Genomic DNA, 13,880 nt, shown 5'->3' with positions numbered 1-13,880 from the left:
CGTTGCATGGCTGGATCCGGAGCTTCCCTTCTCTCGCGCGGCGAGCACTTCATCTGGCTGACGGCCCGGGTGCTCGAGCAGCGGCGGTTCGCCTACCACTTCCTGGGCGGCGGCAGCGATGCGGTCGAAGCGGCGCTCGCCGCGTACCAGGGTGAGGACGGCGGCTATGGACACGCGCTCGAACCCGATCTGCGGGGGCCCGTCAGCCAACCGCTGCACACCGCGCACGCGCTGTCCGTCCTCGACTCCATCGGCCGCTGCGAGGGCCTGCGGGTGGAGCGGATGTGCCGCTATCTGTCCGACATCTCGACGAAGGACGGGGCGCTGCCCGCCGTCCACCCTTCGCTACGCGGCTATCCCGCCGCGCCCTTCATCCCCATCGTCGACGACCCGCCGAGCGAATTGCTGGCGACCGGCCCCGTGGTGGGGCTGCTGCACCGAAACGAGGTGTGGCACGCGTGGCTCTTCAGGGCGACCGACTTCTGCTGGGCCGCCATCGACGCGCTGCGCGCTTCCCACCCGTACGAGATCCGGGCGGCGGTCGCCTTCCTGGACGGCGTGCCCGACCGGGCGCGGGCCGAGGCGGCGGCGGACCGGCTCGGCCGCCTGGTGCGCGAGCAGCGGCTCGTGGTGCTGAACCCGGATCGGGCCGACGAGCACCCCCTCCCGCCGGGGTACGCGCCGGGTGAACACCATTTCCCGTACGACTTCGCCGCTGTGCCCGGTTCGCTGGCCCGGGGCTGGTTCACCGACGAGGAGATGAGCCGCTCGCTCGACTTCCTCGCGGCCGAGCAGCAGGAGGACGGGGGTTGGCCGATCCGCTGGCGGCAATGGGCCCCGGGGACCGCTCTGGAGTGCCGGCCCATGCTGACGATCGACGCGCTGCTCACGCTGCGGGCCTACGGGCGGGTCATCGACGGGGACCTCACTGGCGCCGGTGGCGCACCGGCCGGGGCCTGATCCGGGCGTCGTCCCACCCGTCGCGCCCGGGGAGGGGCCGGGGCAGCGCGTGGGCGGGTGTCCTCCCGGTCATCCGCCCAGCGCGCGCACGCCCGCGGTGACGGCCACCGCCGCCCCGACCACCACGAGGAAGGGGGCGCGCAGGACCAGCGCGAGCGCCGCCGCGGCGAGCCCCGCGCCCCTGGCGTCCAGCGTCAGGTACTGGCCGGTGCTGAAGGTCTGCTGGGCGGTGAGCGCGGCCAGCAGGGCCACCGGCAGCAGGGCGGCCAAGCGCTTCACGAGGGGGCGCTCCAGTGCCCCGGCGGGCACAAGCAGCCCCAGCAGTTTCACGAGGTAGCAGCCGACGGCGGTGGCGCCGATCGCGATCCAGACACTCATCGCCCCTCCTCCTTGGCCGTGCCACGGGCTCTGCGGCCCTGGAGCATGAGAACCACCGGCGCGGCGAGCGCGGCGGCGAGCACCGGCACCCCCGCGGGCAGCACCGGCAGGAGACCCAGCGCCAGGGCGACCGCCAGAGCGGCGACGGCCCGTTCCATTCCGGTACGCAGCATGGGCGCGAGGAGAGCGAGGAAGACGGCGGGACTCGCGGCGTCGAGGCCCCACGCGTCGGTGTCCCCGATGGCCTCCGCGCCCAGCGCGCCGGCGAGGGTGGTGAGGTTCCACAGCACGTAGAGGCTCAGTCCGGTGACGGTGAACCCGAGCCGGGCGCTGCGACGCGTGGGCTGCGCGAGAGTGACTGCGGTGGTCTCGTCGATCACCCAGTGGGCGGCGAAGGGGCGCACGAACCGCGGGAGCGCCAGGAGCTGGGACAGCCGCAACCCGTAGAAGGCGTTGCGTACGCCGAGGAAGAAGGCGCCCGCCGCCGCGGTGAAGGGGTTGCCACCCGCCGCGAGCGCGCCGACGAGTGCGAACTGCGAGGCGCCGGTGAAGACCAGCAGGCTGAGAGCGCAGGTCTGCAGGAGGGTGAGGCCGGAGCCTGCCGAGGTCACGCCGAACGCGAAGCCGGAGAGGCCGACGGCGACGCCGACACCCAGCGCGTCGCGGACGACGGCGCTGTCGGGTCTGGCCTCTGGTTCGGTGCGTATCGGTTGTGCTGGGAGTGCTGTCTGTTCTGCCACGCCCCGGACGTTACGTGCGGCGGACTACGCGGTCTTGTACGTTCTTGCGCGCTCCCGCCGGTACGCGCCCGGCGGAACCCCGACGATCCGGGTGAAGTGCCTGTTCAAGTGCGGTTGGTCGGTGAAGCCGACGGCGACGGCCGCGTCGGCGGGCGCCGTCCCGGCCTCCAGGAGGCGGCGGGCGCGGCGCACGCGCGCGTTGGTGAGCCAGGTGTGCGGCGGCATCCCGTAGGCGGACTTGAAGGCGCGCAGCAGCGCGAAGGGGCCGGTGCCCAGCTCCCGCGCCAGCTGTTCCAGGGACGGCGGCTCGGCCATGCGTTCCTCCAGGAGGCTCTTGGCGAGGGCCGCGGTGTGGGCGCCGGCCGCGGCGGGCGCACGCGCGGGCAGTGCCTGGCCGTGCCGTCGCAGCAGCCGGGCCACTGCTATGCGCAGCAGGCTGTCGGCGGCGAGCGCGTTGCCCTCCTCCGCCGCCTGGTGCACCGCGTGGATGAGCCGCGCGGTGTCCGGGTCCTCGACGATGGTCTCGGCGAAAACAGCCGTCCCCCGCAGCGCGGTCGTCTCTTCGGCGATGTCGGCGACCACCCGCGCCGACGGATACAGCGTGGCGTACGACCAGCCTTCGGGCACCCCGGCGTGGGCGGAGTGCGGAACCTCCGGGTTGATCATGACGACGGTGCCGGGACGGGCCCGGATCGTGCCGTGCGGCATGACCACGTCCTCGATCCCGCGGAAGACCGCACCGAGGACGAACCCCTCATGGCTGTGGCGCGAGAAGGAATGGCGGACATAGCGGGCCCGCAGCAGGTCGAGGCCCGGCACCCCCGGGTACTGCCAGTGCCGTGCCCACTCGTCCTTCCCGTCCGCCGCCGTCGCCATGGGTCCATTCTGCGCCGTCCGCGCGTCGCTGACCTGCGCGTCCATGTGCCGGACGCCCGATGTCAGTGGTCCAGTGCAGGATGGGGCCATGGCCAGGACCGCGCTCGACGCCTTCTCCCCCGCGACCCGCGGCTGGTTCGCGGGCGCCTTCGACGCGCCCACCGCGGCGCAGGAAGGCGCCTGGCGGGCCATCTCCGAGGGGTCCGACGTGCTGGTCGTGGCCCCGACCGGCTCCGGCAAGACCCTGGCCGCCTTTCTCGCCGCCCTCGACGACCTGGCGTCCACGCCCCCGCCCGCCGACGCGAAGAAGCGCTGCCGGGTGCTGTACGTATCGCCGCTCAAGGCCCTAGCGGTCGACGTCGAACGCAATCTGCGCAGCCCGCTCACGGGGATCCGCCAGGAGTCGCTGCGCCGCGGTCTGCCGGAGCCCGAGATCCGTGTCGGCATCCGCTCCGGCGACACCCCGCCCGCCGAGCGGCGGTCGCTGGCCACCAAGCCGCCGGACATCCTCATCACCACACCCGAGTCGCTGTTCCTCATGCTCACCTCCGCCGCCCGTGACGCCCTGTCCGGCATCGAGACGGTGATCCTCGACGAGGTGCACGCCGTCGCGGGCACCAAGCGCGGCGCGCATCTCGCCGTGTCCCTGGAGCGGCTGGACGAGCTGCTGCCGAGGCCGGCCCGCAGGATCGGCCTGTCGGCGACGGTCCGGCCGGTGGACGAGGTGGCCCGCTTCCTCTCGCCGCAGCGCAAGGTGGAGATCGTCCAGCCGCCGTCGGGCAAGAGGTTCGACCTGTCGGTGGTCGTTCCCGTCGAGGACCTGGGCGAGTTGGGCGGCGCCCCGGCCAAGGAGGACGACGCGGGTGACAAGCCGTCGATCTGGCCCCATGTGGAGGAGCGCATCGCCGATCTCGTCCAGGCACACCGCTCCACGATCGTCTTCGCCAACTCGCGGCGCCTCGCGGAGCGCCTGTGCAACCGGCTCAACGAAATCGCGTACGAGCGCGCCACCGGCGAGACCATGCCCGACGCGCACTCCCCCGCCGAGATCATGGCCGAATCGGGCGCGGCCAAGGGCGCCCCGCCACTGCTCGCCCGCGCCCACCACGGCTCGGTCTCCAAGGAGCAGCGCGCTCTCGTCGAGGAGGACCTCAAAGCGGGCCGGCTGCCCGCCGTCGTCGCCACTTCCAGTCTGGAGCTGGGCATCGACATGGGCGCGGTCGATCTCGTCGTCCAGGTCGAGTCACCCCCGTCCGTCGCCTCTGGACTGCAGCGCGTCGGCCGCGCGGGCCACCAGGTCGGCGCGGTCTCCACGGGAGTCGTCTTCCCCAAGTACCGGGGCGACCTGGTGCAGTCGGCCGTCGTCACCGAGCGCATGCGCAGCGGCTCCATCGAAGCCCTGCGCGTCCCGGGCAATCCTCTGGACGTCCTCGCGCAGCAACTCGTCGCCATGGTCGCCCTCGACACCTGGCAGGCCGACGACCTGCTGGCCCTCTTCCGTCGCGCGGCTCCCTTCGCCTCGCTTCCCGATTCCGCCTTCACGGCCGTCCTGGACATGCTCGCGGGGCGCTACCCGTCAGACGCCTTCGCGGAGCTTCGCCCCCGCGTCGTGTGGGACCGCATCGCCGGTACGGTCACGGGCCGTCCCGGGGCGCAGCGCCTCGCCGTCACCTCCGGCGGCACCATCCCCGACCGCGGCCTCTTCGGTGTCTTCCTGGCCGGGGCCGACCCGAAGAAGGGGGGCGGCCGCGTCGGAGAGCTCGACGAGGAAATGGTCTACGAGTCCCGGGTGGGTGACGTCTTCACCCTGGGCACCACGTCCTGGCGCATCGAGGACATCACCCGCGACCGGGTGCTGGTCTCTCCCGCGCCCGGTGTGCCGGGCCGGCTGCCGTTCTGGAAGGGCGACCAGCTGGGCCGCCCCCTCGAACTGGGCCGCGCGCTCGGCGCGTTCCTCCGTGAGATCGGCTCGGTCACCCCGGAGGCCGCCCGGGAGCGCCTGACAGCCGCCGGGCTCGACGTCTGGGCCACCGACAACGTGCTCTCCTACCTGGACGAGCAGCGCCGCGCCGCCGGGCACGTTCCGGACGACCGCACCATCGTCGTCGAGCGGTTCCGCGACGAGCTGGGCGACTGGCGCGTCGTCATCCACTCCCCCTTCGGCGCCCAGGTGCACGCCCCCTGGGCACTGGCGCTCGGCTCCCGGCTGGCCGAGCGGTACGGCATGGACGCCCAGGTCATGCACGCCGACGACGGCATTGTGCTGCGGCTGCCCGACGCGGACCTGATGGGCTTCGACCTGCTCGACGAGGAACCGTCGCGCCAGGGCGCGGAGTTCGACAGCGAGCAGGCCCCGGTCGGCGCCTCCGACATCGCCTTCGACAAGGGCGAGGTCACCCAGATCGTCACCGACCAGGTCGGCGGCTCCGCGCTGTTCGCAGCTCGTTTCCGCGAATGCGCCGCCCGCGCGCTGCTGTTGCCCCGCCGCAGCCCCGGCAAGCGCACACCCCTGTGGCAGCAGCGCCAGCGCGCCTCCCAACTCCTGCAGGTGGCATCAGAGTTCGGGTCGTTCCCGATCGTCCTCGAAGCCGTGCGCGAATGCCTCCAGGACGTCTTCGACGTTCCCGGCCTGACCGAGCTGATGGGCGACATCGAAGCCCGGCGGGTCCGGCTCGTCGAGGTCACCACCACGGAGCCGTCCCCCTTCGCCCGCTCCCTCCTCTTCGGATACGTCGCCCAGTTCCTGTACGAGGGCGACTCGCCCCTCGCCGAGCGCCGGGCCGCCGCGCTCTCTCTCGACTCCAAGCTCCTCTCCGAGCTTCTCGGCCAGGCCGAGCTGCGGGAGCTGCTCGACGCGGAGGTCCTGACCGAGCTGGAGCAGGAGCTCCAGTGGCTCACCGAGGACCGCCGGATCAAGGACATCGAGGGCGTCGCGGATCTTCTGCGTGTCCTGGGGCCCCTGACGGACGCCGAGTTGGCCGCGCGCGGCGCCGAGCCCCAGTGGGCCGGCGAGCTGTCGTCCGCGCGCCGGTCGATCCGCGTCCGGATCGCCGGGGCGGACCACTGGGCGGCCATCGAGGACTCGGGCCGCCTGCGCGACGCGCTCGGCACCGCGCTGCCCGTCGGCGTACCGGAGGCCTTCACCGAGCCGGTCAAGGACCCACTCGGCGACATCCTGTCCCGCTACGCCCGCACCCATGGGCCCTTCACGTCCGCCGCGGCGGCGGCCAGGTTCGGCCTGGGGTCGGCCGTCACGGACGGCACCCTGCAGCGTCTCGCCGCGAACAACCGGGTCGTGCAGGGCGAGTTCCACCCCGCCGGGATCGGCCAGGAGTGGTGCGACACCACGGTGCTGCGGCGGCTGCGGCGCCGTTCCCTGGCCGCGCTGCGCCACGAGCTGGAGCCGGTCCCGCCCTCGGCGCTCGCGACATTCCTCCCGCAGTGGCAGCACCTGGGGAGCAGCAGCCTGCGGGGCATCGACGGGCTGGTGCGCGCCGTCGAGCAGCTGCAGGGCGCCCCGGTCCCCGCCTCCGCGCTCGAAAAGCTGGTCCTGCCGTCCCGCGTCTCGGGCTACGCACCCGCGATGCTCGACGAGCTGACCACCACGGGTGAGGTCCTGTGGGCCGGGTCGGGTGCGCTGTCGGGCAAGGACGGCTGGGTCTCCCTCTATCTCGCCGACGCGGCTCCGCTGCTCCTCCCCCAGCCCCACCCTCTTGAGCTGACCGCGCTGCACGAATCCGTTCTCACGACTCTCTCCGGCGGTTACGGCCTGTTCTTCCGCCAGATCGCCGACCAGGTCCGCGCCACCACCCACCCCGACTCCACCGATCCCCAACTGGCCGACGCCGTCTGGGACCTGGCCTGGTCGGGCCGTCTCACCAACGACACCCTCGCGCCGCTGCGCTCCCTCCTCGGCTCCGGCCGTACCGCGGGCTCCACGGCGCACCGGGCGAAACGCACCGTGCCCCGCGGGCGCTACGGCACGCTGACGGCCTCCGCCCGCACCGCATCCCGCACCGGCCCACCCACCGCGTCCGGCCGCTGGTCACTGCTCCCGGCCCAGGAGCCGGACCCCACCCACCGCGCGCACGCCCTGGCCCGCACCCTGTTGGACCGGCACGGCGTGGTCACGCGGGGCGCGGTCGCCGCCGAAGGGGTCGAGGGCGGCTTCTCAGCGACGTACCGCATCCTGGCCGCCTTCGAGGACAGCGGGCAGGCGCGACGCGGTTATGTCGTGGAGGGGCTGGGCGCCGCCCAGTTCGCGATGGACGGTGCGGTCGACCGCCTGCGCGCGGCGGCCACCGCCCGCGACCGCGGGGACGCGGAGCACACCAATCGCGCGGTGCTCCTCGCCGCGGCCGACCCGGCCAATGCGTACGGCGCGGCCCTGCCCTGGCCCGAGCCCCCCGCCGGGGCGGGCCACAGGCCCGGCCGCAAGGCGGGATCCCTGGTCGTCCTCGTCGACGGCGAGCTGACCCTCTACATGGAGCGGGGCGGCAAGACCCTACTGGCCTGGCCCGCCACGCCGGACGATCCCTCGGCTCCGGACCCGCGCCTCGCCGCGGCAGCGGAAGCTCTCGCGACGGCGGCCCGTGGAGGCGCCCTGGGGACCATCACGGTGGAGCGCACCAACGGCTCCCCCGCCCTGACCTCACCCCTGGGCCAAACCCTGGAAGCGGCAGGCTTCCACGCCACGCCCAGAGGCCTCCGCCTCCGCGCCTGACCACCCCCACCCGCGCCGGGACCCGGACTCCAGCACGAGCCCCCCACCGGGCTCAGCCGCGCCAGCACACCGCAACGTCACCAGCACCCTTCCCCTCCGCCCGGCCTGACCCACGCCCCCCTTGCCTCGCTTCCCCTCTCCACCCCACCAAACCCAGGCCCCACGTCCACCCCATACGCCGGCGTCTCCCCTTCCGCCCCAGCAACCCACGTCCACCCCTCGCCGCACCTCCCCCTCCGACACTCCGACCACCGCACCCCCGCCGGAGGCGCCCCGCGCCCCACCCCACGCATGATGGATCCCATGCCCGAAGGAGACTCCGTCTGGCAGGCCGCCCACCGCCTGCACTCCGCCCTCGCCGGCCACACCCTGACCCGTTCCGACCTCCGCGTCCCCAGATTCGCCACCGCCGACCTGACCGGCCGCACCGTGCTGGACGTCACCCCGCGCGGCAAGCACCTCCTCGCCCGCGTCGAGGGCGGCCTGACCCTGCACTCGCACCTCCGCATGGACGGCGCCTGGAAGGTCTACGCGCCGGGCGAGCGCTGGCGCGGCGGCCCCGCCCATCAGATCCGCGCCATCCTCGGCACCGCCGACCACACCGCCGTCGGCTATCGCCTGCCCGTCCTGGAGCTCATCCGCACCCAGGACGAGGAACAGACCGTCGGCCACCTCGGCCCCGACCTCCTGGGACCCGACTGGAACGCCGACGAGGCCCTGCGGCGTCTCCTCGCCGCCCCCTACCGCCCCCTCGGCGAGGCGCTGCTGGACCAGCGGAATCTCGCGGGCATCGGCAATGTCTACAAGTCGGAGCTCTGCTTCATCGCCCGGGTGACCCCCTGGCTGCCCATCGGGGAACTCCCCACCCCCGAGCGCCTCGTCGCCGCCGCCAAGCGCCTCCTCGAAGCGAACCGCGACCACCCGGGCCGGCGCCGCACCACTCTGCGCACCCTCACACCGCCCCTGTACGTGTACGGCCGCGAGGGCCGCCCCTGCCTTCGCTGCGGCACCTCGGTGCGCCTCGCCGAGCAGGGCGACGGCAGCCGCGCCCGCCCCACCTACTGGTGCCCCCGCTGCCAATCGGGCCAGACCCCGTAATCCCCCGCTCGATAACCACAGTTGACGACCCATCAGGTTCGGTCGTACCGTCCCGACATGCCCCTCAAGGCGTACGACCTCACCGGCCGCACCGCACTCGTCACGGGCGCCGCGAGCGGCATAGGCCGCGCCGGCGCCCTGCTGCTGGCGGAGGCCGGCGCGACCGTCCACTGCGCGGACCGCGACGAGGACGGCCTGCGCGAGACCACCGCCCTGATCGCCAAGGCGGGCGGCGCCGCACATGCCCACCCTCTCGACGTCACGGACCGCGCCCAACTGGCCGAGGCGGTCGCCCGAACCGGACGCTTGGACATCCTCGCGGCCATCGCCGGGATCATGCACAGCAGCACGGTGCTGGAGACCCTCGACGAGGACCTGGACCGGGTCCTGGCGGTCAATTTCAAGGGCGTCCTGTACGCCTGCCAGGAAGCGGCCCGCGCCATGATCGCCGCCGAGACCCCGGGCAGCATCATCACCATGGCCTCGGGCGCCGTGGACTCCGCGAGCGCCGGCCTGCTCTGCTACAGCGCGGCGAAGGCCGCCGTGATCCAGCTCACCAAGACCCTCGCCACCGAACTGGGCCCCCACGCCATCCGCGTCAACGCCGTCGCTCCGGGCTGGATCCGCACCCCCATGACGGAACGCCACGACGCGGAACTCCAGGACCGGATCGAGTCCATGATGGTCCGCGCGTCCCCGCTCGGCCGGGTGGGCGAACCCGAGGATGTCGCGCACGCGATCCTGCACCTCGCGTCCGACGCGTCAGGCTTCACGACGGGTCAGATCCTGCGCCCGAACGGCGGCGTCGTGATGCCCTGGTAGTCACCCCGGCCGAGGCCGCGGAGATCACATGCACCGGCAGCAGGCTCAGGCCCCAGCCGCCCGCCGCCACCGCACCCTCGATGACCCCCGTCAGCTCCGGCAGCAGGGCCAGCCGGAGCACGGCCCACCACCACAGCGCGCCCAGCACCAGCGCCAGGGCGAGCAACGGTCCGCGCCGAACCGCCGACCCACGCCACACAGGCCCCTCGCGCGTCTCGGATCCCTCGCGCCCCAAGAAGTCACGCCGTGTCATGGCTGCCTCCTCCGGCGGCCGACGCTAACCGGGTGCGATCACCCGGCGGGAGGGCGCACCGGAAGCATGTCCGGCGCGCGCACCCCCGCCACGCGCCCTACGCGCTCTCTGCCTGGAACATCCACGCGTGCTTCTCGAGCTCGGCGGTCAGCCCGATGAGGAGATCCTGAGTGATCGGATCCGGGTCACCGGTGGCCGTGATCCGCTCGCGCATCCGGCCGATCACCACTCCGAGCGCGTCCACCAGGATCCGTACGGCGTCGACATCCTTGATCCACCCGGCCGGCACCTCACGGATCGCGGTCGCTTCCGACACCGTCGTGGAGCGCCCGTCCGGATTGACGCCGATCGCGGAGGCTCGTTCGGCCACCGTGTCGGAGTGCTGCCGCGCCGTGACGACCACGTCGTCCAGCTGCAGATGTACGGAGCGAAAGCGCGGTCCAACCACGTTCCAGTGGACCTGCTTGGCCACCAGGGAGAGATCGACCAGGTCCACAAGCGCACCCTGAAGCGCCTCGCCGACCACCTTGAGATCAGCTTCGGGCAGGGTGCTCTTCACGACAGACATGCGCTTCCTCCTCAGGAACCGATTTTCACACTTCACACCACCATGGCACATACGCCCCAAAAGGGTCACACCGGGGTAGGCGGAAGCCGGTCCGGACCGGCTTCCGCACCAGAGCGCACACGAGTGGGGACATGAAAGAACCCCGGCCGGTCCCTCAGGACCAACCGGGGCTGCACCACGAACTCAGGCCGGACTCACATCGGAGTCAGGCGGCAACCACGTCCACCGCTTCCGCAGGTGCCTTGATCGTCACCCGCTTCGGGGGCACACCGGCCACCGAGGCCACGGAAACAGAATTGAGCATCGTACGCACCGGCACAGGCTCGCTCGCCGCTGCCGATGCCGCCAGTTCAGCGAGCGACAGTTCATCGCTCACTTCACGCATGAGCTCGGACATCCGTACATCAAGCGCGTCGCAAATCGCAGAGAGCAGCTCAGAGGAAGCCTCCTTCTGCCCCCTCTCCACCTCGGAAAGATAGCCGAGCGAGACTCGGGCGGAAGAGGAGACTTCGCGCAGAGTACGGCCCTGGCGCTGGCGCTGCCGACGCAGTACGTCACCAAGCAGGCGACGGAGCAGAATCATCGGTGGCTCCCTCCTCGGACCGCGTAGCCGCATCCTTCACGCCCCACCGTACCGCCTCGCGCTGCGGCTGTGCGGGGAGCGATGTCGTGTTCACTCAGGGCTGCAAACATCAAATCCCCCCGTTCTGTTCCGTATCCTGTGCCCGCGCGTTCTCGATCAGTTCGTCGGAGAGCAGGGTCAGCACTCTCCGTACACTCTCCATACGGATTACCGCCCGGTCCCCGTTCAACCTCAACGCGGCGACTTTCCCGGTTCCGTCAGGCCCCTCGACCGCCACGAACACCGTGCCGACCGCCTGCCCGTCCTGCGCGTCGGGCCCCGCGACACCCGTGGTCGCGATCCCCCAGTCGGCCCCGAGCACCCGCCGCACGCCTACGGCCATCTGCCGCGCGACCTCCGGATCAACGGCCCCGCGCTGCGCCAGAAGCGCTCCGTCGACCCCGAGGACGTCCCTCTTCACCTCGGTCGCGTACGCCGTCACGGACCCGCGGAACACACGCGAGGCGCCGGGCACGGCGGTCAGGTCGGCGGCCACCAGACCACCGGTCAGCGATTCGGCGACGGCGAGTGTCTCTCCCCGCCCCGCGAGCCGCTCCAGCACCTGCGCGGGCACGCCGACCACCGCTCGGCCCTTGGTCACCGGGACGGCTCCGACGATGACGAACCCGCGGACTCCACGGCGGCCCGTTCGGCCGCCCGCTCCGCCGCGAGGCCGGCCCGGCGCAGCAGCACTGCCTGCCGCACATAGTCGAGGCCGGTCACCACGGTCAGCACGACCGCCGCCGCCATCACCCAGAACCGGAGCGAGGCGAGCGGGCCGGTCAGCGCCAGCACATACATCCCAACCGCGATGCCCTGGATCAGGGTTTTCATCTTGCCGCCGCGGCTGGCCGGAATCACCGCGTGCCTGATCACCCAGAAGCGCATCAGCGTGATGCCGAGCTCCCGGAAGAGAATCACCGCGGTCACCCACCACGGCAGATCCCCGAGAACAGACAGACAGATCAGCGCCGCGCCCATGATCGCCTTGTCGGCGATCGGGTCGGCGATCTTCCCGAAGTCGGTGACGAGGTTGTACCTACGAGCCAGATGACCGTCGAAAAGATCCGTGATCATGGCAACGGCGAAGGCCGCCCACGCGAATGACCGCCAGGCCGGGTCATAGCCACCATTATGGAAAAGCAACAAGACGAACCCGGGCACAAGCAGCAGCCGCACCATGGTCAGAATGTTGGCGATGTTCCACAAGCTGGCCTGATCGACGGCCACGGCGCCCAGCTTGCCGGCGCCGGACGCGGACCTGGCGGTCCCGCCCGCCGCGGACGCCGGGACTCCGGTCATCTGCCCGCCTCCTCATGACATCCGAGCGGCTCGGCCACCAGGTCCACGCCCTCGGTGCCGATCACCTTTGCTTCGACCATACGACCGACGGTCAGCCCCTGGCCTGTCGTGAAGATCACTTGGCCGTCCGTCTCGGGCGCCTGGTGCGCCGCCCGGCCCACCGCGTCCTCGTCGTCCTCCTCGGAGCCCACGGACTCGACGAGCACCTGGAGGGTCTCCCCGAGCCTCTCCTCGGCCCGCTGCGAGGTCAGCTCCTCGGCGAGCCGCGAGATGTGCGCCAGCCGCTCCGCGATGACATCGGCGTCGAGCTTCTTGTCGTACGTGACCGCCTCGGTGCCGTCCTCGTCGGAGTATCCGAAGACGCCGATCGCGTCGAGCCGTGCGCCCGTCAGGAAGCGCTCCAGCTCCGCCAGATCAGCCTCGCTCTCGCCGGGGAAGCCGACGATGAAGTTGGAGCGCACGCCCGCCTGCGGCGCCTGGGCACGGATTGTCTCCAGCAGCTGCAGGAAGCTGTCGGTGTCACCGAAACGCCGCATCGAGCGCAGTACACCGGCCGACGAGTGCTGGAACGACAGGTCGAAGTACGGCGCGATCTTGGGCGTCGAGGTCAGGACCTCGATCAGTCCGGGCCGCATCTCGGCGGGCTGCAGGTAGCTCACCCGCACGCGCTCGATGCCGTCGACCTCCGCCAGCTCAGGCAGCAGGGTCTCCAGAAGGCGGATGTCGCCGAGGTCCTTGCCGTACGACGTGTTGTTCTCGGAGACCAGCATGACCTCCTTCACGCCCTGCTCGGCCAGCCAGCGCGTCTCCCCCAGTACGTCGGAGGGGCGCCGGGAGATGAAGGAGCCGCGGAAGGAGGGGATGGCGCAGAAGGAGCAACGGCGGTCGCAGCCGGAGGCCAGCTTCACCGAGGCGACGGGGCTCTTGCCGAGCCGGATCCGCAGCGGCGCCCGTGGCCCGGAGGCCGGCGCGACACCCTCCGGAAGGTCCTCGGGCGGCGTGTCCTGCGCGTGTCCGGGCAGTGCCACATCGGCTGCGCCCTGCCGGTCGGCCGGGCTGATGGGCAGCAGCTTGCGCCGGTCGCGCGGGGTGTGGGAGGCGTGCACGCCTCCATTGAGAATGGTCTGGAGGCGGTCGGAGATGTCGGCGTAGTCGTCGAAGCCCAGTACGGCGTCGGCCTCGGGAAGCGATTCCGCGAGCTCCTTGCCGTACCGCTCGGCCATGCAGCCGACGGCGACGACGGCCTGGGTCCTGCCATGACCCTTCAGGTCATTGGCTTCCAGCAGGGCGTCGACGGAGTCCTTCTTGGCGGCCTCGACGAATCCGCAGGTGTTGACGACGGCGACTTCCGCGTCCGAGGCGTTCTCGACAAGTTGCCAGCCGTCCGCTGCCAAGCGGCCTGCCAGCTCCTCCGAGTCCACCTCGTTACGGGCGCAGCCGAGAGTGACAAGGGCGACGGTGCGGCGTTCGGACATGGGCTCCAGCCTACTTTGTCCCGACGCGCGCCCCCGCCGCGAGGGCTGGCAGGGCCCATGACC

General features: G+C 72.0%; 13 protein-coding genes. 4 read left to right on the top strand and 9 right to left on the bottom strand.

Annotated features, from left to right (window positions below; genetic code table 11):
* Positions 1-6: 6 nt before the first annotated feature.
* Positions 7-960 carry a hypothetical protein gene (locus tag ACLLJJ_RS30660; RefSeq protein WP_434597355.1) on the top strand — a complete coding sequence of 318 codons (954 nt, stop codon included), beginning with the start codon at positions 7-9 and terminating at the stop codon, positions 958-960.
* A gap of 69 nt (positions 961-1,029) precedes the next feature.
* Here the strand turns inward: ACLLJJ_RS30660 and ACLLJJ_RS30655 are convergent, their stop codons facing one another.
* From ACLLJJ_RS30655 to ACLLJJ_RS30645, 3 genes are read right to left on the bottom strand one after another with little or no spacing between them, the layout of a single operon-like run.
* Positions 1,030-1,338 carry an AzlD domain-containing protein gene (locus tag ACLLJJ_RS30655; protein ID WP_434597353.1) on the bottom strand — a complete coding sequence of 103 codons (309 nt, stop codon included), beginning with the start codon at positions 1,336-1,338 and terminating at the stop codon, positions 1,030-1,032.
* Positions 1,335-2,078, bottom strand: coding sequence for an AzlC family ABC transporter permease (locus ACLLJJ_RS30650; protein WP_434597351.1), 744 nt, complete (start codon positions 2,076-2,078; stop codon positions 1,335-1,337). The genes ACLLJJ_RS30655 and ACLLJJ_RS30650 overlap by 4 nt, the downstream gene beginning before the upstream one ends.
* A gap of 24 nt (positions 2,079-2,102) precedes the next feature.
* The gene (locus ACLLJJ_RS30645; protein ID WP_434597350.1) at positions 2,103-2,954 is read right to left on the bottom strand and encodes an AraC family transcriptional regulator; all 852 of its coding nucleotides are present in this window, start codon (positions 2,952-2,954) and stop codon (positions 2,103-2,105) included.
* 88 nt (positions 2,955-3,042) lie between these two features.
* Between ACLLJJ_RS30645 and ACLLJJ_RS30640 the strand changes: the two genes are divergently transcribed.
* The 3 genes from ACLLJJ_RS30640 (at position 3,043) to ACLLJJ_RS30630 (ending at position 9,597) form a co-directional block, all read left to right on the top strand.
* Entirely contained in the window at positions 3,043-7,677 is a 4,635-nt protein-coding gene (locus tag ACLLJJ_RS30640; protein ID WP_434597348.1) for an ATP-dependent helicase, read from the top strand.
* 303 nt (positions 7,678-7,980) lie between these two features.
* Positions 7,981-8,775, top strand: coding sequence for an Fpg/Nei family DNA glycosylase (locus ACLLJJ_RS30635; protein ID WP_434597346.1), 795 nt, complete (start codon positions 7,981-7,983; stop codon positions 8,773-8,775).
* A gap of 57 nt (positions 8,776-8,832) precedes the next feature.
* Entirely contained in the window at positions 8,833-9,597 is a 765-nt protein-coding gene (locus ACLLJJ_RS30630) for an SDR family NAD(P)-dependent oxidoreductase (RefSeq protein ID WP_434597344.1), read from the top strand.
* On the opposite strand, the gene ACLLJJ_RS30625 is transcribed toward ACLLJJ_RS30630, so the two are convergent.
* The 6 genes from ACLLJJ_RS30625 to rimO all read right to left on the bottom strand — a co-directional run bounded on the left by ACLLJJ_RS30625 (position 9,545) and on the right by rimO (position 13,817).
* Complete coding sequence (locus ACLLJJ_RS30625) at positions 9,545-9,796, bottom strand: hypothetical protein (protein ID WP_434600571.1); 252 nt, start codon at positions 9,794-9,796, stop codon at positions 9,545-9,547. The genes ACLLJJ_RS30630 and ACLLJJ_RS30625 overlap by 53 nt on opposite strands.
* 151 nt (positions 9,797-9,947) lie before the next feature.
* Positions 9,948-10,418 (bottom strand): Dps family protein, encoded by a 471-nt coding sequence (locus ACLLJJ_RS30620; protein WP_434597342.1) that lies wholly within the window; start codon positions 10,416-10,418, stop codon positions 9,948-9,950.
* Positions 10,419-10,623: 205 nt separating this feature from the next.
* Positions 10,624-11,001, bottom strand: a complete 378-nt coding sequence (locus ACLLJJ_RS30615; RefSeq protein ID WP_347120178.1) for a helix-turn-helix domain-containing protein — start codon at positions 10,999-11,001, stop codon at positions 10,624-10,626.
* A 109-nt stretch (positions 11,002-11,110) separates the two neighbouring features.
* Positions 11,111-11,623, bottom strand: a complete 513-nt coding sequence (locus ACLLJJ_RS30610; RefSeq protein ID WP_434600570.1) for a CinA family protein — start codon at positions 11,621-11,623, stop codon at positions 11,111-11,113.
* A 14-nt stretch (positions 11,624-11,637) separates the two neighbouring features.
* On the bottom strand, positions 11,638-12,342 hold the full coding sequence (gene pgsA, locus ACLLJJ_RS30605) for a CDP-diacylglycerol--glycerol-3-phosphate 3-phosphatidyltransferase (protein ID WP_434597339.1): 705 nt from the start codon (positions 12,340-12,342) through the stop codon (positions 11,638-11,640).
* Positions 12,339-13,817, bottom strand: coding sequence for a 30S ribosomal protein S12 methylthiotransferase RimO (gene rimO, locus ACLLJJ_RS30600; protein WP_434597337.1), 1,479 nt, complete (start codon positions 13,815-13,817; stop codon positions 12,339-12,341). The genes pgsA and rimO overlap by 4 nt, the downstream gene beginning before the upstream one ends.
* Between the last annotated feature and the right edge of the window lie 63 nt (positions 13,818-13,880).

The sequence above is a fragment of the Streptomyces sp. A5-4 genome, assembly GCF_051131715.1.
Taxonomy (GTDB): domain Bacteria; phylum Actinomycetota; class Actinomycetes; order Streptomycetales; family Streptomycetaceae; genus Streptomyces.
Note: the sequence above shows the minus strand (reverse complement) of the source record. Positions and strands in the feature narration are given on the sequence as shown.

Coding starts and splice junctions, on each gene's coding strand:
- ACLLJJ_RS30660 (WP_434597355.1), top strand. CDS start 7: ATGGCTGGATCCGGAGCTTCCCTTCTCTCGCGCGGCGAGCACTTCATC.
- ACLLJJ_RS30655 (WP_434597353.1), bottom strand. CDS start 1,338: ATGAGTGTCTGGATCGCGATCGGCGCCACCGCCGTCGGCTGCTACCTC.
- ACLLJJ_RS30645 (WP_434597350.1), bottom strand. CDS start 2,954: ATGGCGACGGCGGCGGACGGGAAGGACGAGTGGGCACGGCACTGGCAG.
- ACLLJJ_RS30640 (WP_434597348.1), top strand. CDS start 3,043: ATGGCCAGGACCGCGCTCGACGCCTTCTCCCCCGCGACCCGCGGCTGG.
- ACLLJJ_RS30635 (WP_434597346.1), top strand. CDS start 7,981: ATGCCCGAAGGAGACTCCGTCTGGCAGGCCGCCCACCGCCTGCACTCC.
- ACLLJJ_RS30630 (WP_434597344.1), top strand. CDS start 8,833: ATGCCCCTCAAGGCGTACGACCTCACCGGCCGCACCGCACTCGTCACG.
- ACLLJJ_RS30620 (WP_434597342.1), bottom strand. CDS start 10,418: ATGTCTGTCGTGAAGAGCACCCTGCCCGAAGCTGATCTCAAGGTGGTC.
- ACLLJJ_RS30615 (WP_347120178.1), bottom strand. CDS start 11,001: ATGATTCTGCTCCGTCGCCTGCTTGGTGACGTACTGCGTCGGCAGCGC.
- pgsA (WP_434597339.1), bottom strand. CDS start 12,342: ATGACCGGAGTCCCGGCGTCCGCGGCGGGCGGGACCGCCAGGTCCGCG.
- rimO (WP_434597337.1), bottom strand. CDS start 13,817: ATGTCCGAACGCCGCACCGTCGCCCTTGTCACTCTCGGCTGCGCCCGT.